Annotated in this window: 16 protein-coding genes; 4 read left to right on the top strand and 12 right to left on the bottom strand. The window is 75.3% G+C overall.

Going from position 1 to position 21,843, the window contains the following annotated elements; genetic code table 11:
* Positions 1-35: 35 nt before the first annotated feature.
* The 5 genes from ACFV0G_RS09710 to ACFV0G_RS09690 form a co-directional block, all read right to left on the bottom strand.
* A complete protein-coding gene (locus ACFV0G_RS09710; protein ID WP_380544419.1) occupies positions 36-1,697 on the bottom strand; it encodes an NlpC/P60 family protein in 1,662 nt (553 codons plus the stop codon).
* A gap of 281 nt (positions 1,698-1,978) precedes the next feature.
* Positions 1,979-3,445, bottom strand: a complete 1,467-nt coding sequence (locus ACFV0G_RS09705; RefSeq protein ID WP_380544416.1) for an oxidoreductase — start codon at positions 3,443-3,445, stop codon at positions 1,979-1,981.
* A 91-nt stretch (positions 3,446-3,536) separates the two neighbouring features.
* Positions 3,537-4,151 carry a class I SAM-dependent methyltransferase gene (locus ACFV0G_RS09700; protein ID WP_380544413.1) on the bottom strand — a complete coding sequence of 205 codons (615 nt, stop codon included), beginning with the start codon at positions 4,149-4,151 and terminating at the stop codon, positions 3,537-3,539.
* A 123-nt stretch (positions 4,152-4,274) separates the two neighbouring features.
* The gene (locus tag ACFV0G_RS09695; protein WP_380544410.1) at positions 4,275-5,855 is read right to left on the bottom strand and encodes a glycerol-3-phosphate dehydrogenase/oxidase; all 1,581 of its coding nucleotides are present in this window, start codon (positions 5,853-5,855) and stop codon (positions 4,275-4,277) included.
* Positions 5,852-6,433 (bottom strand): TetR/AcrR family transcriptional regulator, encoded by a 582-nt coding sequence (locus ACFV0G_RS09690; protein ID WP_380544407.1) that lies wholly within the window; start codon positions 6,431-6,433, stop codon positions 5,852-5,854. Before ACFV0G_RS09690 ends, ACFV0G_RS09695 begins: the two co-directional genes overlap by 4 nt.
* 20 nt (positions 6,434-6,453) lie before the next feature.
* On the opposite strand from ACFV0G_RS09690, the gene ACFV0G_RS09685 reads away from it, so the two are divergent.
* A complete protein-coding gene (locus ACFV0G_RS09685) occupies positions 6,454-8,094 on the top strand; it encodes an FAD-binding oxidoreductase (RefSeq protein WP_380544404.1) in 1,641 nt (546 codons plus the stop codon).
* A gap of 23 nt (positions 8,095-8,117) precedes the next feature.
* A complete protein-coding gene (locus tag ACFV0G_RS09680; RefSeq protein WP_380544423.1) occupies positions 8,118-8,996 on the top strand; it encodes a diacylglycerol kinase in 879 nt (292 codons plus the stop codon).
* A 7-nt stretch (positions 8,997-9,003) separates the two neighbouring features.
* On the opposite strand, the gene ACFV0G_RS09675 is transcribed toward ACFV0G_RS09680, so the two are convergent.
* From ACFV0G_RS09675 to ACFV0G_RS09645, 7 genes are all read right to left on the bottom strand, one after another.
* The gene (locus ACFV0G_RS09675; protein WP_380544401.1) at positions 9,004-11,472 is read right to left on the bottom strand and encodes a SpoIIE family protein phosphatase; all 2,469 of its coding nucleotides are present in this window, start codon (positions 11,470-11,472) and stop codon (positions 9,004-9,006) included.
* Positions 11,473-11,605: 133 nt separating this feature from the next.
* Positions 11,606-12,235: a TetR/AcrR family transcriptional regulator gene (locus ACFV0G_RS09670; RefSeq protein WP_380544398.1), complete on the bottom strand. Its 630-nt coding sequence runs from the start codon at positions 12,233-12,235 to the stop codon at positions 11,606-11,608.
* Positions 12,236-12,272: 37 nt separating this feature from the next.
* Positions 12,273-13,874, bottom strand: coding sequence for an AMP-binding protein (locus ACFV0G_RS09665; protein WP_380544395.1), 1,602 nt, complete (start codon positions 13,872-13,874; stop codon positions 12,273-12,275).
* A gap of 136 nt (positions 13,875-14,010) precedes the next feature.
* Positions 14,011-15,192 carry an acyl-CoA dehydrogenase family protein gene (locus tag ACFV0G_RS09660; RefSeq protein ID WP_380544392.1) on the bottom strand — a complete coding sequence of 394 codons (1,182 nt, stop codon included), beginning with the start codon at positions 15,190-15,192 and terminating at the stop codon, positions 14,011-14,013.
* A 90-nt stretch (positions 15,193-15,282) separates the two neighbouring features.
* A complete protein-coding gene (locus ACFV0G_RS09655; RefSeq protein ID WP_380544388.1) occupies positions 15,283-17,211 on the bottom strand; it encodes a biotin carboxylase N-terminal domain-containing protein in 1,929 nt (642 codons plus the stop codon).
* A gap of 23 nt (positions 17,212-17,234) precedes the next feature.
* Positions 17,235-18,833, bottom strand: coding sequence for an acyl-CoA carboxylase subunit beta (locus ACFV0G_RS09650; RefSeq protein ID WP_380544385.1), 1,599 nt, complete (start codon positions 18,831-18,833; stop codon positions 17,235-17,237).
* On the bottom strand, positions 18,830-20,515 hold the full coding sequence (locus ACFV0G_RS09645) for an acyclic terpene utilization AtuA family protein (protein ID WP_380544382.1): 1,686 nt from the start codon (positions 20,513-20,515) through the stop codon (positions 18,830-18,832). The genes ACFV0G_RS09650 and ACFV0G_RS09645 overlap by 4 nt, the downstream gene beginning before the upstream one ends.
* 223 nt (positions 20,516-20,738) lie before the next feature.
* On the opposite strand from ACFV0G_RS09645, the gene ACFV0G_RS09640 reads away from it, so the two are divergent.
* Together ACFV0G_RS09640 and ACFV0G_RS09635 are read left to right on the top strand one after the other, a co-directional pair.
* A complete protein-coding gene (locus ACFV0G_RS09640) occupies positions 20,739-21,200 on the top strand; it encodes an SRPBCC domain-containing protein (protein ID WP_380544379.1) in 462 nt (153 codons plus the stop codon).
* 401 nt (positions 21,201-21,601) lie between these two features.
* Positions 21,602-21,843, top strand: a 242-nt coding sequence (locus tag ACFV0G_RS09635; protein ID WP_380544376.1) for a chaplin, incomplete at its 3' end; no start/stop codon positions are given.

The following is a 21,843-nucleotide window of genomic DNA, read 5'->3' as shown; positions in this document are numbered from 1 at the left end:
GTCCCCGGGCCGGCCGCAGCCGGATCGGCCCGGGATCAGCTGAAGATGCGGATCGCGTAGCTGTGGCTGCCGTACACGTTGGTGACGTGGACGCTGGAGGTGCCGCGCGGCGGGGCGGCCTCGATCATCTGGCCGTTGCCGATGTAGAGCGCGACGTGGTCGGTGTTGCCCGGGCTGCCCCAGAAGAGCAGGTCGCCGGCCTTCACCGAGCTGTACGGGACCTGGGTCGCCTGGACGGACTGCACGTTGCTGTTGTCGCCGATGTCGCGGCCGGCGGCGGCCCAGAAGATGTACTCGGTGAAGCCGGAGCAGTCGAACCCGTAGCGGTTGTAGTCGTTGTAGCCGCCCGGCGAGAGCGAGGCGATGCCGCAGCTCGGGCCGCCCTTGCCGCCGCCGCCCCAGGCGTAGCTGAGGCTGCGGGTGGTCTGCTGCTGGGCGAGCGCGATGACCCGGCTGATCTTCTCGGCGCTGGTGCCGGAGGTGCTGCCCGCCGGGCCGCCGATCCGGCCGTGCCCCGCGGTGTCACAGGTGCCGTTGCCGGTGCCGGGACCGGTGCCGCCGCCCGGCGCGCCGCCGGTCGGCTGGTCGTTGTCGCAGCGCGGCATGTTGGACAGGAAGCCGTCCGTGCCGGTCTGGACGTAGTAGTCCGTGACCCAGAGGCCGTCGGTGGTCTTGTCCCAGATGTAACTGCCGTACGCGTACTCGCCGTACGCCTGGCAGGTGATGTTGATGGTGGAGCCGGACGGGTAGATCTTGACCGCCGGGGCGGACACGCTCTTGGTGGAGCGGCCGTTCAGCTCGGTCTTGGCCGGGTAGCCGGAGCCGCTGTTGGTGGTGTTGTCGGCGCAGCGCGGCAGACCCGGGTCGAAGCCGTCGAAGCCGGTCTTGACGTAGTGGTCGGTGACCCAGAGGCCGTCGCTGGTCTTGTCCCAGATGTTGCTGCCGTAGGCGTTCTCGCCGATCGCCTGGCAGGTGATCCGGATGGTCGAGCCGGACGGGTAGATCTTGACCGCCGGGGCGGAGACCTGGGTGGTGGCACGGCCGTTGAGGTCGGTCTCGGCCACGTAGCCGGCCGAGCTCGGCGCGCTGGTCGAGGAGCACTTCGGCAGGTTCGGGTCGAAGCCGCTGTAGCCGGTCTTGACGTAGACGTCGGTGACCCAGAGGCCGTCGCTGGTCTTGTCCCAGATGGTGCTGCCGTACGCGGAGCCGCCGGTGGCCTGGCAGACGACCGGCACCGACTCGCCGTTGTGGTAGGCGTTGACCTCCACCACGGCGGCGGAGAGGCTGGGGCTCTGCCGGCCGTCGAGGTCGGCGGTGGCCGGGAACGAGGCGGGGTCGAGCGAGGTGTCGCCGCAGCGCGGCACGCCCGGCGCGAATCCGGTGGAGCCGGTCTGCACGTAGAAGTCCGGCACCCAGACGCCGTCGGTGGTCTTGTCCCAGATCGCCGAGCCGTACGCCTCCTCGCCGCGCGCCTGGCAGGAGACCGGCACGGTGTGGCCCTGGAGGTACATGTTGACCTGGACGGTGTTCGCGTTGAGCGACGGTCCGTCCCGGCCGTTGAGGTCCGCCTTGGCGGTGAAGTTGCTGACGGCCGCGGCCGGTGCGGCGGCGAGGACGGGCATCCCCACCGCGGCTCCGGCGACGGCGAGCAGCGGTGTGAGAGCTCTGACGAGTTTGGCGCGTGTGCGTATGTGCATGCCCGAGGTCCTCCGTGAACGGGGGCGTGGCGCGACGGCCGGAGTCGGCTTCGCGGACGGACCCGCGCGGTTCGGTCGAGGGGGCTCCGAACCGGCTCGTGATCCACCGGAATCCTGCACCTGGCCCGTATCGCCACGGTCGCTGCGCGGTAGCCCCGCCGGGAGTCTCGGAAATCGTCAAAAACCTTGCTGCACAACGAACTTGATGATCAGTTGTCCAGGCGGGTCAGGGCGCGCGGCGGCGCCGGCGGCCGGGCTCCCGGCCGCCGCACGGTGACCGCTCAGGTGCGGTTGAGACCCCGGCTGACGCCGGCCAGGACGGCGGTGGTGAGCAGCCAGCCGGACGCGATCAGGCCGTAGCCGAGCCACTGGTGGAGGCCGGTGAAGTACCAGGCGGTGCGCTGCCCGAAGCCGCCGATCGGGACGAGCAGGTCCAGGGTGTAGACGAGCGCGTTGAAGGGGGCGCCCTGGCCGGGCTGGGCGGCGGTCGGCCGCCCCTCGGCGAACGCGGTGGTGCCGACGGCGGTGAGCACCAGCAGCCACAGGGCGGCCTGCCAGGGGCGGTAGCCGTAGCCGACGGTGGCGTCGAGCAGGTGGCCCCAGGCGCGGCCGAGCGGGCCGAGGGTGCGGCGCCGGCGGCGCTGCTTGGCGAGCAGGACCCGGCGGGCGTCGTCGTCGTGGCCGATCCGCCGGTACCAGGCGGCGAGTTGCTCGTAGGGCTGCGGGGTGTAGCCGGGTCCGCGTTCGATCCAGGCGAGCCTTTCGCGCAGGCCGGTGGCGCCCTGGACGGAGGTGTAGCCGAGGCCGTCGAGACGGGTGTCGGCGGCGCGGGCGGCCTCGTTGTCGTGGAGCACGGCGACCTGGGCCTCGCGGAGGTCGACGGTGCCGTTCGGCGGGGCGGCCGGGGTGAGGTGGAGGTCACCGGCGGTGAGGCGGGTGGCGTCGAGGGCGGCCGCATTGCCGTCGAGGCGGGCGCCGTCGAGGGAGAGCCTGCTGCGGACGGCGGCGCCGGGCAGCCGGACGGCGCCCCGGGCGGTGAACCCGTCGGTGAGGATCATGGTGGAGGCGCTCAGGTCGTCGCCGGTGAGGGCGTCGCCGCCGGGGTTGTCGAGGACGGCTGCCTCCATGAACAGGCCGCCGCCGAAGCGGGCGCCGACCAGCCGCAGGCCGCCGTTGGACCGGAAGCCCTTGCGGGCGAAGCAGCCGCCCTCCATCACCAGCCCGCCGGCCCACAGCGCCCAGACGCCGGGGGCGCAGGCGGGGTCGCCGCCGGCGGGCGCGCCGACGCGCTCGGTGGCGGTCAGGGTGGCGCCGCTGAGCCGGAGTTCGCCGGTGATGTGGGCGCGGGTGAGGGTGAGCCGCCCCTCGACCGCGGAGTCCTCGAAGCAGAGGTTGCCGTCGACGCGCAGCAGCCAGCCGTCGAGTCCGGCTATTCGGCAGGCGTGGAAGGTCGTGGAGCGCATCGTGGCGCCGCGCAGCAGGACCTGCCGGTCGAAGGTGCAGTCGGTGAACGTCACGGGGTACGCGACGGCGGCGCCGGTCAGGTCGAGCTGCCCGGTGATCCGGGCGCCGGTCAGCCGCAGACCGCCGACCCGCGCGGCGGCGCCGTCCGGGCCGCGCAGCAGCAGGGCGGCGACCACCTCGGCGCGCACCGTCCGGTCCTCGCCGTCCCGCAGGTCGACCGCGTCGGCGGGGGAGGCGTCCCACAGCCGCTGCTCCGCCGCGCCGAGCTCCCCGAACCCCGCCATCTGCGTCTCCCCCGCGCTCGGCTGACAACGGGTCAGCAGCGTAGTGGACGGACGCCGGCCCGCCGAAGGCCCCCGGGGCGGTGCGGGGCGGTCAGGCGACGGCGGTGCCGAGCGAGTCGGCGCCCATCATGTGCGGGGCGCCCTTCTCGTAGAAGACGTCGATGTCCTCGATGGTGAAGCCGGCGCCGGCGACCAGGTCGGCGATCGGGCGGGTGAGGTGGCAGCCGGCGAACAGCCTCTGCTGGAGCGGGTCGGCCCGGTACTGCCAGCGGCGGACCTTCTCCTCGGGGGCCAGCCCGTGTTCGATGAAGTGCAGCCGCCCGCCGGGCTTGAGAACGCGCCGCACCTCGCGCAGCGCGGCCCCGGCGTCGGGGATGGTGCAGAGCGTCCAGGTGGAGAGCGCGCTGTCGTAGCTGTCGTCGGGGAACGGCAGCCGCTGCCCGTCCAGGCCCGCCCGGCGGACCTCGACGGGTGTCTGCCGCAGCCGCTTCTGGGCGAGCCCCCAGCCGACGTCGGAGGGTTCGACCGCGTCGACCCTGGTGACCGCCGGCGGGTAGTAGGGGACGTTGAGGCCGGAGCCGAAGCCGATCTCGAGCACCCGGCCCTCCAGGCCGTCGCAGACCCGGCGCCTGAGCGCGCCCGCCTCGCCCATCGCGCACGCGACGTTGAGGATCCTCGGGACGACCTGGTCTGCGTAGTACCCCATGACTGCCTCCAGCGCCTGCTACCAGTCTGGCACCACGGCGCGCCGGGCGCCGGGGGCCGGACGGTCCGGCGGGCTCCGGGCGCCGGGGGCCGGGGGCCGGTCGGTCCGGCGGGCGCCGGGGGCTCAGCCGGTGGCGCGCTCGGCGAGCTCGGCCAGCACGGCCTCGACCTGCGGGCGGGCCCGCTCGGCGTCGGCCGGGACGAGGCCGATCCGGGTGCGGCGGTCGAGGACGTCGGAGGCGTCCAGGGCGCCCTCGTGGGTGACCGCGTAGGCGATCTCGGCGCGGGTGACGTCCAGGCCCTCGGCGACCGGCTCCGCGGCGCGGGGCACGGCGGCGGCCAGCCCGGCCGCGGCGGCGCCGCCGTGACGCGCGGCCAGCGAGGCCGGCGCGCCCGCCGGGAGCGGCGCGGTGTCGCGGTGGCCGGGGGCGCCGACCAGCGGCAGGCGGTGGGTGGTGCACGGCCGGGCGGTCAGCGCGCGGGTGCGGACGGCGGTGTCGACGGCGTCCTGGGCCATCCGGCGGTAGGTGGTGAGCTTGCCGCCGACGACCGTGATCACGCCGGTCGGCGACTCCAGCACGGCGTGCTGCCGGCTGAGGTCGGCGGTGGCGCCGCCGCCGGTGTCGATCAGCGGGCGCAGCCCGGCGAACGCGCCGCGCACGTCCTCGCGGGTCAGCCCGGTGCGCAGGGCGGTGTTGACGGTGTCGAGCAGGAACGCGATCTCCTGCTCGGTCGGGACGGGCTCGTCCGGGATCGGGCCCGGGGCGTCCTCGTCGGTGAGGCCGAGCACGACCCGGTCGAGCTGCTGCGGCAGCGCGAAGACGAACCGGCTGGTGGAGCCGGGGACGGGGACGGTGAGCGCACCCCGCGGGCGGCCGAGCGCCGCGGCGTCGAACACCAGGTGCGTGCCGCGGCTCGGCCGCAGCCGGACGGACGGGTCGACCTCGCCGGCCCAGACCCCGGTGGCGTTGACCACGGCCCGGGCGGTGACCTCCAGCGTCCGCCCGGTCAGGGTGTCGGTGAGCCGGGCGCCGGTGCCGGTGACGTGCTCGGCACGGACCCGGGTGAGCACGGAGGCGCCGTACTGGGCGGCCGTCCGGGCGACGGCGACCACCAGCCGGGCGTCGTCGATCAGCTGGCCGTCGTGGGCGACCAGGGCGCCGCGCAGCCCGTCGGTGCGGACGGCGGGGGCGAGGCCGGCCGCCGCGGCGGGGCCGATCCGGCGGGCGCGCGGCAGCAGCGCGGCCGGGGTGCCCGCGGTGGCCCGCAGGGCGTCGCCAGCGAGGAAGCCGGTGAGCACCAGGGCGGCCTGGGCGGGCCGCACGGACGGCAGCAGCGGCACCACCTGGGGCAGCGCGCGGACGAGGTGGGGCGCGGTGCGGGTCATCAGGATGCCGCGTTCGACGGCGCTCTCCCGGGCGACGCCGATCCGGCCGGAGGCGAGGTAGCGCAGGCCGCCGTGGACGAGCTTGGAGCTCCAGCGGCTGGTGCCGAAGGCGAGGTCACGGGCCTCCACGAGGACGGTCCGCAGGCCGCGGGAGGCCGCGTCCAGGGCGATGCCGGCGCCGGTGATGCCACCGCCGATCACCAGCAGGTCGACGGTCGAGCGGTCGGCGAGCGCGTCGAGGTCGCGGGCGCGGCGGCGCGCGTCCAGGACGGTGCTGCCGGTGCGGTCGGGGTCCGGGCGGCCTGCGGTGGCGGTCATGGCGCGAGGTATCCGTTCAGTGCGGTGGCCAGTTCGCGGCGCCAGGCCTGCTCGGGCAGCAGATGCGCGACCATGCGGTGCGACTGGACGGTGGACTGGGCGATGAGCAGCACCATGGCGGCCAGCTCGGTGGGCTCGCCGGTGCGGATGGAGCCGTGCTGCTGGCCCTGGACGATGGCCGCGCACAGGACGTCGAGCAGCCCCTGCTGGCTGGTGCCGAGGCGCTCGACGACGTACTCCATCAGGGTGTCGGAGTCGGAGTGCAGCAGCGCGCCGAGCACCGGGTGGTCGCGCAGCCGCACGGCGACCTCGACCACGGCGGCGACGAACGCCTCGCGGTCCGCCCCGGTGAGCTCCACCTGCTGCTGGGTGGCGCGGATCTCGCGGGTGAGCAGCGCGCCGATCACGGCCCTGACGTCCGGCCAGCGGCGGTACACGGTGGGCCGGCTGACGCCGGCACGGCGGGCGATCTCCGCCAGCTGGGTGCGGTGCACGCCGAGGTGGACGATCAGGTCGGCGGCGGCGTCGAGGATCGCGTCGTCGGTGCTGGGCGCCTGCTCGGCGTTACTGCTTGACATAATGCGTAATACTGTAACGCATGGCACCTGAGACGCAAGCAGGCCCCGGCGGCACCGCCGCCGCGCTGCCGCTCCCCCCGATGACGTGGGACGCCTGGGGCGACCCGGCCCTCGCCAAGCCGTTGTCGGACGACATCAAGGGGCTGCTCGCCGCAGCCCTCGGGGTGTCGCCGGCCGACGGCACCCGGCCGACCGCCGACGAGGTCGTGCTCCGCCCGTCCGCCCTCGGCCCCGAGGACGTCGCGGCGCTGGCCGCCGTCGTCGGCCCCGAGCACGTCTCCACCGCGGACGCCGACCGGCTCCCGCGCTCCGGCGGCAAGTCCACCCCCGACCTGCTGCGCCGCCGCAGCCGCGACCCGCAGGACGCCCCGGACGCCGTGGTGCTGCCGGGCAGCGAGGAGGAGATCGCCGCCCTGCTCGCCCTCTGCGCCGAGCGCCGGATCGCGGTGGTCCCGTTCGGCGGCGGCACCAGCGTGGTCGGCGGGCTCGACCCGCTGCGCGGCCCGCTCACCGCGGTCCTCTCGCTCGACCTGCGCCGCTTCGACCGGCTGGAGCACCTGGACGCGGTCTCCGGCGAGGCCGTGCTGGGCGCCGGGGTGACCGGCCCGCGGGCCGAGGAGCTCCTCTCCGCGCACGGCTTCGAGCTCGGCCACTACCCGCAGAGCTTCCGGTTCGCCACCGTCGGCGGCTTCGCCGCCACCCGCTCCTCCGGCCAGGACTCGGCCGGGTACGGCCGGTTCGACGAGATGGTGCGCGGGCTGCGGGTGGTCACCCCGGCCGGCACCCTCGACCTCGGGCGGGCGCCGGCCTCCGCCGCCGGGCCGGACCTGCGCGAGCTGTTCCTCGGCTCGGAGGGCGTGTTCGGCGTCATCACCGCCGTCCGGCTGCGGGTGCACCCGGTGCCCGCGGTGAAGATCCACGAGGCCTGGTCGTTCCCCGACTTCGCGACCGGCGCCACCGCGCTGCGCGAGGTCGAGCAGCAGGGCACCGGGCCGACCGTGATCCGGCTCTCCGACGAGTCCGAGACCATGATCAACCTCGCCATGACCGAGAAGATCGGCGGCGAGCAGGTCACCGGCGGCTGCCTGGCGGTCACCGTCTTCGAGGGCACCGAGGAGCAGGCCGAGGCCCGGCACGAGCGGACCCGGGCCGTCCTGCTCGCCGCGGGCGGCACCCCGCTCGGCGCGGAGCCGGCCCGGGCCTGGGAGCACGGCCGCTTCAACGCCCCGTACCTGCGCGACGCGCTGCTGGACGCCGGCGCGCTCTGCGAGACCCTGGAGACCGCGACCGACTGGGCCAACCTCGGCCGGCTGAAGAGCGCGGCCACCGAGGCGCTGCAGGGCGCGCTGACCGCGAGCGGCACCGCCTCGCTGGTGCTCTGCCACATCTCGCACGTCTACCCGACCGGCGCCTCGCTGTACTTCACCGTGGTGGCGGCCCAGCAGGGCGAGCCGCTCGCGCAGTGGGCGCAGGTCAAGCGCGCGGTGTCCGACGCCATCATGGCCAACGGCGGCACCATCACCCACCACCACGCGGTCGGCGCCGACCACCGCCCGTGGATGGGCGCGGAGGTCGGCGAGGTCGGCGTGCGCATCCTGCGCGCGGTCAAGGACGCCCTGGACCCGGCCGGGATCCTCAACCCGGGCAAGCTGATCCCGTGACGGGCGCCCCGCGCAGCATCGTCATGCTGACCAACCCGGCGGCCGGCGGCGGCCACGCGCAGAAGGCCGCCCGCCGGGCCGCGCTGCGGCTGCGCGAGCGCGGCGCCGAGGTGCTCGACGTGGTCGGGGCGGACCCGCAGGACGCCGTCCGGGTCGCCCGGGAGGCGGTCGGCCGCGGGGTCGACGTGCTCGCGGTGGCCGGCGGCGACGGCATGGTCTCGCTCGCCCTCGGCGCGCTGGCCGGCACCGGCGTCCCGCTGGGCATCGTCCCCGCGGGCACCGGCAACGACCACGCCCGCGAGTACGGGCTGCCGCTCGGCGACCCGGAGGCCGCCGCCGACGTGCTGCTGGACGGCCGGATCGCCACCGTCGACCTCGGCCGGGTGGAGACCGCGGACGGCACCGTGCGCCACTTCGGCTCGGTGCTCGCCGCCGGCTTCGACTCGCTGGTCAGCGACCGGACCAACCGGCTGCGCTGGCCGCGCGGCCGGATGCGCTACAACCTCGCCATCCTGGTCGAGTTCGCCAACCTGCGGCCGCTGCCGTTCCGGCTGGTGCTGGCCGACGACACGGTGATCGAGCGCGACCTGGTGCTGGCCGCGGCCGGCAACACCCGCAGCTACGGCGGCGGCATGCTGATCTGCCCCGACGCGGACCACGCGGACGGGCTGCTCGACCTGACCGTCGTCCGGGCGATGCCCCGGCTGAAGGTGGCGCGGTTCTTCCCGACCGTCTTCAAGGGCACCCACGTCCACCACGGGGAGGTGGAGACCCACCGCACCGCCTCGATCCGGATCGAGTCGGCCGGCATCACCGCCTACGCCGACGGCGAGTACGTCGGCCCGCTGCCCGCCGAGGTCACCGTCGACCCCGGCGCGCTGCGGATCGTCGTACCGGCCTGATCCGGCGTCAGCCGCGCAGCGGGAGCTCGATCTCGGCCCACACCACCTTGCCCTCGCGGGTGGAGCGGGAGCCCCACCGGTGGGCCAGCTCGCTGACCAGGTGCATGCCGCGGCCGCCCTCGTCCTCCTCGGCGGACGAGCGCAGCCGCGGCGGCTGGCCGCCGGCGTCGGCGACCTCCACGGTCAGCGTCCGGTCGTCGCGGAAGAGCCGCAGCCGGCGCGGCGCGTCCGCGTGCAGCAGGGCGTTGGTGACCAGTTCACTGACCATCAGCTCGGCGAAGTCGCCGTGCACGGCCAGCCCCCAGCTCTGCAGGGTGGCCCGGGTGAACCGCCGCGCCTGGGACGGCAGCGGGCCCTCGCCGGGCAGGTGCAGGGTAGCGATCCGGTCGGTCGGCACCGGCAGGGCGCGGGCCAGGATCATCGCGATGTCGTCGTCGGTGCCCTCGGCGACCAGCGCGCCGAGCACGGCGTCGGCGCTCTCCTCCAGCGTGCGGGAGCGGCCGGCCAGGGTGCGGCAGAGCAGCTCGATGCCCTCGTCCAGGTCGTGGCCGCGCCGCTCGATCAGGCCGTCGGTGTAGAGCGCGACGGTCGCACCGACCGGCAGGGTGAACTCGACGCTCTCGAACGCCGCACCGCCGATGCCGAGCGGCAGCCCGGCGGGCAGCTCCACGGCGGTCGCCGAGCCGTCCGCGGCCACCCGCACCGGCGGCAGGTGGCCCGCCGAGGAGGCCGTGCAGGTCCGGTCGACGGGGTCGTACACCAGGCAGATGCAGGTCGCGAACTGACCCTCGCCGATGGCGTTGGCGGTCTCGTCGAGGCGGGTCAGCACCTGCTCGGGCGACAGGTCGAGGGTCGCCAGCGTCCGCGCCACCGTGCGCAGCTGACCCATCGTCGCGGCGGCCCGGATGCCGTGGCCCATCACGTCGCCGACCACCAGCGCCACCCGCCCGCAGGACAGCGGCACCACGTCGAACCAGTCGCCGCCGACCTCCGAGACCAGGCTGCTCGGCAGGTAGCGGTGGGCGATCTCCAGGCCGAGCGTGCGGTGGATCTCCTGCGGCAGCAGGCTGCGCTGCAGGGTGAGCGCGGTCTCCCGTTCGCGGCGGTAGAGCCGGGCGTTGTCGATGGCGAGCGCGGCGCGCGCGACCAGCTCCTCGGCGAGCGCCACGTCCGCCGCGGTGAACGGCTCCGGGTTGCGGGTCCGGACGAACTCGGCGCCGCCGAGCACCATGCCGCGGGCCAGCACCGGCACCATCAGGTACGAGTGCACGCCCGCCGCGACCCCGGGGCCGACCCGGTCCGGGTCCGGCACCAGGCCGCGCAGCACCTCCTCGTCCACATGGGCGCGCAGCAGCGGCCGGCCGCTGCGCAGGCACTGCGTGTAGACCCGGTTGGCGGCGTACTCGCTGGTCACCCCGACCGCATCGGCCGCCCGGGTCAGCCCGGCCTCGTACGCCTCGCCGACGGCGACCGCGCGGACCAGGACGGGCTTGTCGGCCTGCAGGGCGGCGGGCTCCTCGCCGCGCAGCACCGGGTCCAGCAGGTCGACGGTGGCGAAGTCGGCGAACCGCGGGATGACCGCCTCTATCAGTTCCTCGGCGGTGCGCTGCAGGTCGAGGGTGGTGCCGATCCGGGCGGTGGCCTCGGCCAGCAGGGCGAGCCGCTCCTGGGCGCGAGCCGCGCGGGCCTCGGCCTGGAAGCGCTCGGTGACGTCGATCAGCGAGGAGCTGACGCCGAGCACCCGGCCGGTGGAGTCCTCCAGCCGGAAGTAGGAGGCCGACCAGGCCCGGTCGCGGAGCGGGTCGCCCGGGGTGCGGCCGTGCGAGCGGGCGTCCACGATCGGTCGACCCGTGCTGAGCACCTGGCGCATCACCGCCTCGACCTCGGCGCTGTTGATGCCCGGCAGCACGGTCGGGACCCGGCGGCCGAGGTGGTCCTCGACCGCCACCCCGTTGATCTTGGCGAGGGCGTTGTTGAGCCGCACGTACCGCAGGTCGGTGTCGTACACCGCCATGCCGATCGGGGACTGCGTGAACAGCCCGTCCAGCACCGCGAGGTCCGCCTCCACCTGGCGCAGCGCGCGCACGTCGGAGGCGGTGGCGAGCAGCAGCGGCCGGCCGTCCGGACCGGCGATCGGGTAGGTGTGGAACTCCAGCTCGACGTCGGTGCCGTCCCGGTGCCGGATCGGGTACACGCCGGACCAGCCGGGTCCGGCCATGATCTGCTGGAACAGTTCCGCCACCCGGCCGCGCCGGTGCTCCGGGACGAGCAGGTGCGCGGCGTAGGCGCCGACGGCCTGCTCCGCCGGGTACCCGGAGAGCGCCGCGGCCTCCTCGCTCCAGTGCAGGATGCGCCCGTCGGCCTGGACGAGGGCGGTGGCGAGCGGCACCAGCCGATGGCCGCCCAGGCGCGCGGAATCCGCGCCCGCCCCGTGGTGACCGGCGCGGTCGGCGGACGTCCACTCGAATCCGTGCATGATCAGGAATTCACCTGCCCGGTACCTTCCCGGTAGGAGTCCGGCCAACCCGGCTCCCACCAGACTGCCGAAAGCCCGGCCGGACGGCGACTGCGCGTCGCGCGTCCGGTCGGGCGGGGTCTCGTCGCGGGTCTCAGCACGCCGGCCGCCCGCCGGCCAGCGCGGTCTCCAGCAGGCCCGCCCACTGGCGGACGATGCCGGCCCGGCGCGGGCCGTCGTCGGTCAGCAGGTTCGCCAGGCCCAGGCCTCGGGCCATGTCCATGGTGGCCTGGACGGTCTCGCGCACCCCGGGCACCGACTCGTCGGCGCCGAGGAACTCCACCGCGGCCCGGTGCGACTCCCGGCCCACGTGCAGCTCCAGGGCGACGATCCGCTCGCGCAGCGCCTCCTCGGTGGCGGCGGCCACCCACAGGTGCAGCCCGGCCCGGAAGAGCGGCCCGGTGTACAGCCGGACGATCATGGAGACCACCGCCTCCGTCCGTCCGGGACCGGCCGGCGGCAGCTGCTCCGCGCTGGCCCGTACCGCCGCCAGCCGTTCGTCGGCGACGTGCTCCACCGCCGCGGTGAAGAGGTCCTCGCGGGTCGGGAAGTGGTGCTGTGCCGCACCGCGCGTCACCCCGGCCCGCTCCGCGACGACGGCGACCGTGGAACCCTGCCAGCCGACCTCGGCCAGGCACTCCACGGCAGCCTCCAGCAGGCGGCGGCGGGTGGCGCGGCTACGGTCCTGCTGCGGGGCGCGCAAGGCGGCGGCGTGGGCGGTCATGGCTGCTCTCGGGTCGTGGGCGGGTGGGCCGATCCTCTCAGATCGCCCCGGGGACGACGGCCTGCGGCCGCACCCTCAGCTCCCTGCGGAGGATCTTGCCGCTGGCCGACTTCGGCACCGCGTCGAGGAACTCCACCGCCCGCACCTTCTTGTACGGCGCGACCCGGGCCGCCACGAACTCCTGGACCTGGTCGCCGGTGAGGGCACTCCCGGGGGTGCGCACCACGAAGGCCTTGGGCCGCTCGGTCCCGTCCTCGTCGGTCACGCCGACCACCGCGGCGTCCGCGATCTCCGGGTGGGTGAGCAGCAGCGCCTCCAGTTCCGCCGGCGCAACCTGGTACCCCTTGTACTTGATCAGCTCCTTGACCCGGTCCACGACGAACAGGTACCCGGCCTCGTCGACGTAGCCGACGTCGCCGGTGTGCAGCCAGCCGTGCTCGTCGATCATCGCGTCGGTCTCGCCCGGCCGGCCGAAGTACCCCTTCATCACCTGCGGGCCGCGGAAGAGCAGCTCGCCGGTCCGACCGGCCGGCAGGTCGGAGTCCGGGTCGTCCAGGGAGACCACCCGCAGCTCGGTGGAGGGCACCATCCGGCCGACCGTGCCGGGCGGCGGCGCCGGGTCGTCCTTCGACACCACGTGGGTGACCGGCGACAACTCGGTCATGCCGTAGCCCTGGAGGATGCGGGGCAGGCCGAGCCGGCGGGCGGCGGCGTCGGCGAGGTCGGCGTCCAGCGGCGCCGCCGCGCTCAGCACGTAGCGGACGGAGGACAGGTCGAAGCGGTCCACCAGCGGGTGCTTGGCCAGCGCCAGGACGATCGGCGGGGCCACGAAGACGCCCTCGATCCGCTGCTCCTCGATGGTCCGCAGGAACTGCTCCAGGTCGAAGCGGGGCAGCACCACCACGGTGGACCCGGTGCGCAGCGGCTGGTTGAGCAGCGCGGTCAGACCGTAGATGTGGAAGAACGGCAGCACCGCGAGGATCCGCTCGCCCGGGTCGGTGCGGTGCACGGCCCCGGTCTGCGCCAGGTTGGAGGAGAGCGAGCGGTGGGTGAGCATCACGCCCTTGGGCAGGCCGGTGGTGCCGCTGGAGTACGGCAGGACGGCGAGGTCGCGGGCCGGGTCGATCGCGGGTGACGGGTCCGGGGCGTCCAGGGCGGCCAGGTCGGCGAGCGAGCGGTGGCCCGGCGCCCGGTCGCAGACCACGATCTCGCCGATCGGGGCACCCTCCGCGGCGAGCTCGGCCGCCGCGGCGGCCGCGGTCGGCAGGAACGCGGCGATGGTGACGATCCAGCGGGCCCGGCTGTCGCGCAGCTGGCCGGCGAGCTCGCCGGCGGTGGCGAGCGAGGAGACCGTGGTGACGGTGGCGCCGGCCCGGGTGGCGGCGTACAGCGCCACCGGGTAGGCGATGGTGTTGGGGCTGTACAGCGCGACCACGTCGCCGGGGCGCACGCCGGCCGCGGCGAGACCGGCCGCGGTCCGGCGGACGGCGGCGGCGAGCCCGGCGTAGGTGAGGGTGCGCCCGGTGATCCCGTCGACCAGGGCCGGCAGGTCGGCCCGGCCGTCGAGGTCCCCGAGCACGGCCTCGTGGATCGGCAGGTCGAGCGGCTCGATGTCGGCGTGGTCGCTGCGGAACACCATGCATGCCTCCGGCTGGCTGATCCTCGGTGTGGTCGGCGCTGGTGACAGCCTGCCGGTTTTCCGGTCCGGAGCCCAGAGGGCGGACGGCAGAGATCCGCGCGGGGGCGGGGCGCCGCCCCCGCGCACGGGTGGCGGCTCAGTACGAGCGGGGCAGTCCGAGGGTGTGCTGGGCGACGTAGTTGAGCACCATCTCGCGGCTGACCGGGGCGACCCGGCCGACCCGGGTGGCGGTGAGCAGCGCCGCCAGGCCGTACTCCTGGGTGAGGCCGTTGCCGCCGAGGGTCTGCACGGCCTGGTCGACGGTGCGGCAGGCGGCCTCGCCCGCGGCGTACTTGGCCATGTTGGCCGCCTCGCCGGCGGCCAGGTCGTCGCCCGCGTCGTAGAGGTGGGCGGCCTTCTGCATCATCAGCCGGGCGAGCTCCACCTCGATGGCGCACTGCGCGAGCGGGTGGGCGATGCCCTGGTGGGCGCCGATCGGCGCGTCCCAGACGGTGCGGGTGCGGGCGTACGCCACGGCGGTGTCCAGGGCGCGGCGGGCGGCGCCGATCGAGAACGCCGCCGTCATGATCCGCTCGGGGTTGAGGCCGGCGAACAGCTGGAGCAGTCCGGCGTCCTCCGCGCCGACCAGGGCGTCGGCGGGCAGCCGGACGTCGTCCAGGAAGACCTGGTACTGCTTCTCGGGGGCGACCAGCTCCATCGGGATCGCCCGGTACTCGAAGCCCGGCGTCTCCCGCGGGACGACGAACAGGGAGGGCCGCAGCTTCCCGGTGCGGGCGTCCTCGGTGCGGGCGACGAAGAGCACGGCGTCGGCCTGGTCGATACCGGAGATGAAGACCTTCCGCCCGGTCAGCAGCCAGTCCTCGCCGTCGGGGCGGGCGACGGTGGCGATCCGGTGCGCGTTGGAACCGGCGTCCGGCTCGGTGATGCCGAAGGCCATCCGGCGGGTGCCGTCGGCCAGCCCGGGCAGCCAGCGCAGGCGCTGCTCCTCGGTGCCGAAGCGGGCGATGACGGTGCCGCAGATCGCGGGCGAGACCACCATCATCAGCAGCGGGCAGCCGCCGGCGCCGAGCTCCTCCAGGACGATGGCCAGTTCGGTGATCCCGGCGCCGCCCCCGCCGTACTCGGTGGGCAGGCTGACGCCGAGGTAGCCGAGCTTGCCGGCCTCGGCCCACAGTTCGTCGACGGGCTCGCCGGCCCGGGCCTTGGCCTGGAAGTAGGCCGGGCCGAAGCGGGCCGCCAGGTCGGCCACCGCCCGGCGCAGCGCCTGCTGTTCGGCGGTCTCGACGAGGTGGCCTGCGGTGGTGCGCGGAGCGGACATGCGGAGTCCTTTCCCGGGCTGTCGGGTGGCGGGCGGTGCGGGGCGGGGCCGGAGGTGCGGGGCGGAGCGGGCGGACGGGCCGATGAGGGGTCAGACGGGCCGGACGACGACCAGGACGGCCCCCGGCTCGACCTGGCGGCCCGGCTCGACGCGCAGTTCGGTCACGATGCCGTCGGCGGGGGCGGTCACCCGGTGCTCCATCTTCATGGCCTCCAGCCAGAGCAGCGGCCGGCCCGCGGTGACGCTCTCGCCGACCTCGACGGCGACCCGCAGCACGGTGCCGGGCATCGGGGCCAGCAGGGCGCCGGGCTCGGTCCGGGCCGCCGGGTCGGGGAAGCGTTCCAGGGCGGTGAGCGCGACCGCGCCGAGCGGGCTCTCGACGTGCACCTGCGGCCCGTACGCGGCCACCGTGAAGGCCCGGCGGACCCCGGCGCTCTCCAGCTCGACACGGTCCGGGGTCGCGGACACCAGTCGGGTGTCGGGGTGGCCCTCGGCGTCGAGGCCGGCCCGGCCGAGCCGGTAGCGGACCTCCAACTCCTCGCCGTCGTCGGTGCGGTAGCGCTTGATCTGGGGCTGGGACGGCAGGTTGCGCCAGCCCGAGGGCAGCGCGGTGCGGCGGGCCGCGGCGTCCGCCAGCGCCGCCGCGAGGGCGGCCAGCGGGCGGTCCTTGCCGTCGGGGGCGGTGAGGTCGGCGGCGTGCTCGGCGAGGAAGCCGGTGTGCAGCCGGCCCGCCAGGAACGCCGGGTGGCGCAGCGCCCGGACGAGCAGTTCCCGGTTGGTGCCGGGTCCGTGGATCCGGGCGCGCTCCAGTGCGTCGGCGAGCCGCCGGGCGGCGGCGGCCCGGGTGGGCGCCCAGGCGACGACCTTGGCGAGCATCGCGTCGTAGTGCACGGTGACGGCCGAGCCGTCGTCGACGCCGGAGTCCAGACGCAGCCCGGACGGCGCCGAGGAGGTGGTGAACTCGACCGCCGGGCAGGCGAGTTCGAACCGGTGGAGGCGCCCGGTACGGGGCTGCCAGTCGTGCGCCGGGTCCTCGGCGTACAGCCGGGCCTCGATCGCGCAGCCGCTCGTCGCGGGGGGCCGCTCCGGCAGCCGGCCGCCCTCGGCGACGGCGAGCTGGAGGGCGACCAGGTCGAGTCCGGTGACGCACTCGGTGACCGGGTGCTCGACCTGCAGGCGGGTGTTCATCTCCAGGAAGGCGAGCCGGCCGTCGGGGGCGAGCAGGAACTCCGCCGTACCGGCGCCGACGTAGCCGATCGCCCGGGCGGCGTCCTCGGCGGCCCGGTGCAGTGCGGCGCGCAGGTCGTCGTCCAGACCGGGCGCCGGCGCCTCCTCGACCACCTTCTGGTGGCGGCGCTGCAGCGAGCAGTCCCGGTCGCCGACGGCCCACACGGTGCCGTGCGCGTCCGCCATCAGCTGCACCTCGACGTGCCGGCCGCTCGGCAGGTACGGCTCGCAGAACACCTCGTCGGAGCCGAACGCGGAGAGCGCCTCGGCGCGGGCGGCGGCGAGCGCGGCGGGCAGCTCGGCGAGGTCGGCGACCACCCGCATGCCGCGGCCGCCGCCACCGGCGGCGGCCTTGACCAGCAGCGGCAGGTCGGCCTCGGTGGGCTCGTCGCCGACGGTGAGCACCGGGACGCCGGCCCCGGCCATCAGCCGTTTGGCGCCGGTCTTGGAGCCCATCGCGGCGATCACGGCGGGCGGCGGTCCGATCCAGGTCAGCCCGGCGTCGAGGACGGCCTGCGCGAAGCCCGCGTTCTCGGAGAGGAACCCGTACCCGGGGTGGACGGCATCGGCACCGGCGGCCAGGGCGGCCGCGATGACCAGGTCGCCGCGGAGATAGGTGTCGGCGGGCGCGGCGCCGGGCAGCCGGACAGCGGCGTCGGCCTCCCGGACGTGCGGGGCCTCGGCGTCCGGGTCGGAGTGGACGGCGACGGTGGCGATGCCGAGCTCCCGGCAGGTGCGGAAGACGCGGCGGGCGATCTCGCCGCGGTTGGCGACCAGTACAGAGGTGATCATGCCTGTTGTCCTCACGTGGGGAGCTACATCCGGAAGACGCCGTAGCCGCGGGCGCCCTCGACGGGCCCGCTGTGCACGGCGGAGAGGCAGAGGCCGAGCACCGTCCGGGTGTCCCGGGGGTCGATCACGCCGTCGTCGTACAGCCGGCCGGAGAGGAAGGCGGGCAGCGACTCGGACTCGATCTGCTGCTCCACCATGGCCCGGATCGCCGCGTCGGCGTCCTCGTCGTACGGGGCGCCCTTGGCCGCGGCGGACTGCCGGGCGACGATGGAGAGCACCCCGGCCAGCTGCTGCGGGCCCATCACCGCGGACTTTGCGCTCGGCCAGGCGAACAGGAACCGCGGCTCGTAGGCCCGCCCGCACATGCCGTAGTGCCCGGCCCCGTACGAGGCGCCCATCAGCACGGACAGGTGCGGCACCCGGGAGTTGGAGACCGCGTTGATCATCATCGCGCCGTGCTTGATGATGCCGCCCTGCTCGTACGCCTCGCCGACCATGTAGCCGGTGGTGTTGTGCAGGAAGACCAGCGGGATGTCGCGCTGGTTGGCGAGCTGGATGAACTGGGCGGCCTTCTGCGACTCGGCGCTGAACAGCACGCCCTGGGCGTTGGCGAGGATACCGACCGGGTAGCCGTGCAGGGTCGCCCAGCCGGTGGCCAGGCTCGGTCCGTACAGCGGCTTGAACTCGTCGAAGTCCGAGCCGTCGACGAGCCGGGCGATCACCTCGCGCGGGTCGAACGGCACCTTGAGGTCGCCGGGGACGATGCCGAGCAGCTCCTCCTCGTCGTACACCGGCGGCTCGGCGGCGATGTCCGGCAGCGGGCCGCTGCGCCGCCAGTGCAGGCGGTGCACGATCCGCCGGGCGATCCGGCAGGCGTCCGCCTCGTCCTCGGCGACGTGGTCGGCCAGGCCCGAGGTGCGGGCGTGCATGTCGGCGCCGCCGAGCCGCTCCTCGTCGGCCTCCTCCCCGGTGGCCATCTTCACCAGCGGCGGCCCGCCGAGGAACACCTTGGCCCGCTCGCGGACCAGCACGGTGTGGTCCGACATCCCGGGCACGTACGCACCGCCGGCGGTGGAGTTGCCGAAGACCAGGGCGATCGTCGGGATGCCGGCCGCGGAGAGCCGGGTGAGGTCGCGGAAGAGCGCGCCGCCCGGGATGAAGATCTCCTTCTGGCTGGGCAGGTCGGCGCCGCCGGACTCCACCAGGTTCACCAGCGGCAGCCGGTTGTGCAGCGCGATCTCGTTGGCCCGCAGCGCCTTGCGCAGCGTCCACGGGTTGCTGGAGCCGCCGCGCACGGTCGGGTCGTTCGCGGTGATCACGCACTGGGTGCCCTCGATGACGCCGATGCCGGTGACCAGCGAGGCGCCGACCGGGTAGTCGCTGCCCCAGGCGGCCAGCGGGGAGAGCTCCAGGAAGGGCGAGTCCTGGTCGATCAGCAGCTCGATCCGCTCGCGGGCGGTCAGCTTGCCGCGGGCGCGGTGCCGGTCGACGTACCGGGGCCCGCCGCCGGCCAGTGCCTTGGCGTGCTCGGCGGTGAGCGCGTCGAGCTTGTCCAGCATGGCGGCGCGGTGGGCCGCGTACTCGTCGCCGCCGGTCTCCAGGCGGGTGGCGAGGGTGGTCACAGCAGGGCCTCCGGGATGTCGAGGTGCCGGGAGCGCAGCCACTCGCCCAGGGCCTTGGCCTGCGGGTCGAAGCGGTGCTGGGCGGCGACGCCCTCGCCGAGCAGGCCGGTGAGGACGAAGTTGACGGCGCGCAGGTTGGGCAGCAGGTGCCGTTCGACGGGCAGCCCGGCGGCCTCCGGCAGGAGCTCGCGCAGGCGGTCGACGGTCAGGGTGTGGGCGAGCCAGCGCCAGCCGTCCTCGCTGCGGGCCCAGACGCCGAGGTTGGCGTCGCCGCCCTTGTCGCCGCTGCGGGCGCCGGCCACCAGGCCGAGCGGGGCACGCCGGGTCGGCCCGGCCGGCAGCGGCGGCGGCAGAACGGGTGCCGCCACCGGGGCGAGCGGCCGGGTGGCGGCCGGCGGTGCGACGGCCCGGCGGGTGCCGTCCGGCAGCACCGCGGTGTGCGGAACGCTGCCCGCGTCGACGTACACCGTCTCGAAGACGCCGTACGGGGCGCCGGGCCCGGGCGGGGCGGTGAGGTGGAAGCCGGGGTAGCCGGCGAGGCCGAGCTCGACGGCGGCGGCACCGACGGCGCGGCCGACCCGGCGCTCGTCCGGGTCGCGGACGGTGAGGCGCAGCAGCGCGGAGGCCTGCTCCTCGGTGGCGGCGTCCGGGTGGTCGGTGCGGGCGAGGGTCCAGCTCAGCTCCGCGGGCGGCTGCTGCAGCGCGGCGCCCATCTGACGGCGGACCAGGGCGGCCTTCTCCTCGATGTCGAGCCCGGTGAGCACGAACACCACCTCGTTGCGCCAGCCGGCCAGCCGGTTGAGCCCGACCTTGAGCGTGGGCGGCGGGGCCTCCCCGCGCACCCCCTCGATCCGCACCCGGTCCGGCCCCTGGGCGGCGACCCGGACGGTGTCCAGCCGGGCCGTCACATCGGGCCCGGCGTAGCGCGCCCCGCCGGTCTCGTACAGCAGTTGGGCGGTGACGGTCTCCACGGTGACGGCGCCGCCGGTGCCGGGGTGCTTGGTGATGACGCTGCTGCCGTCGGCGTGGATCTCCGCGAGCGGGAAGCCGGGGCGGGTGACGTCGTGCTCGCGGAAGAAGGAGTAGTTGCCGCCGGTCGCCTGGGCGCCGCACTCCAGGACGTGCCCGGCGACCACGGCGCCGGCCAGTGCGTCCCGGTCCTCCGGTCCCCAGCCGAAGTGGGACATGGCCGGTCCGGCCACCAGGGCGGCGTCGGTGACGCGTCCGGTGACCACGACGTCAGCGCCGCCGTCCAGGCAGGCCGCGATGCCGGCCGCGCCCAGGTAGGCGTTGGCCGCCAGCAGCCCCGGCCGGGCCCCGAGGCCGGCCGCCCGGTCCAGCAGGTCGTCGCCCTCGACGTGGCCGACCCGCAGGGCCAGCCCCTGCTTGGCGGCGAGGTCGGCGACCGCCTCGGCGAGCCGCGCGGGGTTGAGCCCGCCCGCGTTGACCACGATCCGCACCTGCCGGTCCGCGGCGAGTCCGAGGCACTGCTCGGCCTGCCGCAGGAACGTCCGGGCGTAGCCGAGCCCGGGATCCTTGAGGCGGTCCCTGGCCAGGATGAGCATGGTGAGTTCCGCCAGGTAGTCGCCGGTGAGGACGTCCAGCGGACCGCCGGTGAGCATCTCCTCGAACGCGGCGAACCGGTCGCCGTAGAACCCTGACGCATTGCCGATCCGCAGCACGCGACGCCTCCCCTGCCCTGGCCCAGCAGCAGCCTGGCAGCGGCCCGCAGAGAAAGCAAGCATGCATGCTTGTTTTTATTCGCAACCCGGGAGTTGCGGATTGACGACCCATCATGCAACCCTGATGTTGCACATTGACGCGACCGCGAGCACGCCCGAACGGCTCCGGGCGGCCCGGCCGGCCGGCCGCCACCGGCTGCCCGGCCGACCGAGGGAGCCATCCGTGGACCAGGACCGGATCGAGCTGGAGATCACCGTCGCCGCCCCCGTGACCCGGGTCTGGGAGCTGCTGACGCACCCGTCCGGGATCGGCCGCTGGCTCGGCACCGGGCGGCCCGCCGAGATCGACCTGCGCCCGGGCGGCCCGCTCCGCTGCCACCACGGCACCGGGCCGCACGGCCTGCTCACCGCCCGCTTCGCGCGGATCGAACCGCCGCGCCGGCTCGCCTTCCGCCGGATCCACACCGGGTCCGGCGGGGAGCCGGCGGCGGGCCGGCAGACCCTGGTCGAGTTCATCCTCGCCCCCGAGAGCGCCGCCGGCACCCGGCTGCGCCTGGCGGAGAGCGGCTTCGCCGCCCTGGCCGCGGACGGCGCAGCGCACCGCGCCCGGAACGCGGCCGCCTGGGCGCACCGGCTCGCCGTGCTGCGCGACCACGCCGAACGCCCTGCGGCGCCCATGCACTGAACGACACCAAGGTCGCTCCGGGACGCCCGATGTGACGGTCGGTCGGATCAGCCGCGACCGCCGGACCGATGCGGCGGCCTCCCGCGACGCGACTCGGGCGGGGCCGCGACCGGGGCCGCGACTGCACCGGCGGACGCTGGAGCGGGGGCGAGCGATCGGCCCGCAGCAGGCCCCGTACGCCGCCGAACCGCCGTTACGGCAACGCTCTGTGACGGCGATCGGGCCGCCGGGTACCGCCGATGGCCCAGCGGTCACCTCGATTCCCACCCGGGCGGACGAACCTCGCGCGTGCCCGGAGGACCGCCGTGCCGACCCGTGCCAAGACTTGTGGCGGGCGCCGCCCGGCAGACGGAGCGGCGGACCCGGGTTCCCGGACTCGACCGGGCACCCTTCCCTCCCGAATGGAGAAGACCGTGAAGGACATCCGTAGGGCCCTCGCCCTGGCCACCGCCGCCGGCGCCCTCGTTCTCGGCTCGGCAGGCGTCGCAAGCGCCGACGCGACGGCGACCGGCACGGCCATCGGATCCCCGGGCATCCTGTCCGGCAACGTCATCCAGGTTCCGATCCACATCCCGATCAACATCTGCGGGAACAGCATCAACCTTATCGGCCTGCTCAACCCGACCGCCGGCAACGTCTGCAC

Source organism: Kitasatospora sp. NPDC059571, assembly GCF_042735675.1.
Taxonomy (GTDB): domain Bacteria; phylum Actinomycetota; class Actinomycetes; order Streptomycetales; family Streptomycetaceae; genus Kitasatospora.
Note: the sequence above shows the minus strand (reverse complement) of the source record. Positions and strands in the feature narration are given on the sequence as shown.

Bases quoted from the DNA above. Each gene is read 5' to 3' on its own strand.
- ACFV0G_RS09695 (WP_380544410.1), bottom strand. From the start codon at position 5,855: ATGACCGCCACCGCAGGCCGCCCGGACCCCGACCGCACCGGCAGCACC.
- ACFV0G_RS09660 (WP_380544392.1), bottom strand. From the start codon at position 15,192: ATGTCCGCTCCGCGCACCACCGCAGGCCACCTCGTCGAGACCGCCGAA.
- ACFV0G_RS09710 (WP_380544419.1), bottom strand. From the start codon at position 1,697: ATGCACATACGCACACGCGCCAAACTCGTCAGAGCTCTCACACCGCTG.
- ACFV0G_RS09680 (WP_380544423.1), top strand. From the start codon at position 8,118: ATGCTGACCAACCCGGCGGCCGGCGGCGGCCACGCGCAGAAGGCCGCC.
- ACFV0G_RS09690 (WP_380544407.1), bottom strand. From the start codon at position 6,433: ATGTCAAGCAGTAACGCCGAGCAGGCGCCCAGCACCGACGACGCGATC.
- ACFV0G_RS09655 (WP_380544388.1), bottom strand. From the start codon at position 17,211: ATGATCACCTCTGTACTGGTCGCCAACCGCGGCGAGATCGCCCGCCGC.
- ACFV0G_RS09705 (WP_380544416.1), bottom strand. From the start codon at position 3,445: ATGGCGGGGTTCGGGGAGCTCGGCGCGGCGGAGCAGCGGCTGTGGGAC.
- ACFV0G_RS09670 (WP_380544398.1), bottom strand. From the start codon at position 12,235: ATGACCGCCCACGCCGCCGCCTTGCGCGCCCCGCAGCAGGACCGTAGC.
- ACFV0G_RS09675 (WP_380544401.1), bottom strand. From the start codon at position 11,472: ATGCACGGATTCGAGTGGACGTCCGCCGACCGCGCCGGTCACCACGGG.
- ACFV0G_RS09700 (WP_380544413.1), bottom strand. From the start codon at position 4,151: ATGGGGTACTACGCAGACCAGGTCGTCCCGAGGATCCTCAACGTCGCG.
- ACFV0G_RS09685 (WP_380544404.1), top strand. From the start codon at position 6,454: ATGGCACCTGAGACGCAAGCAGGCCCCGGCGGCACCGCCGCCGCGCTG.
- ACFV0G_RS09665 (WP_380544395.1), bottom strand. From the start codon at position 13,874: ATGGTGTTCCGCAGCGACCACGCCGACATCGAGCCGCTCGACCTGCCG.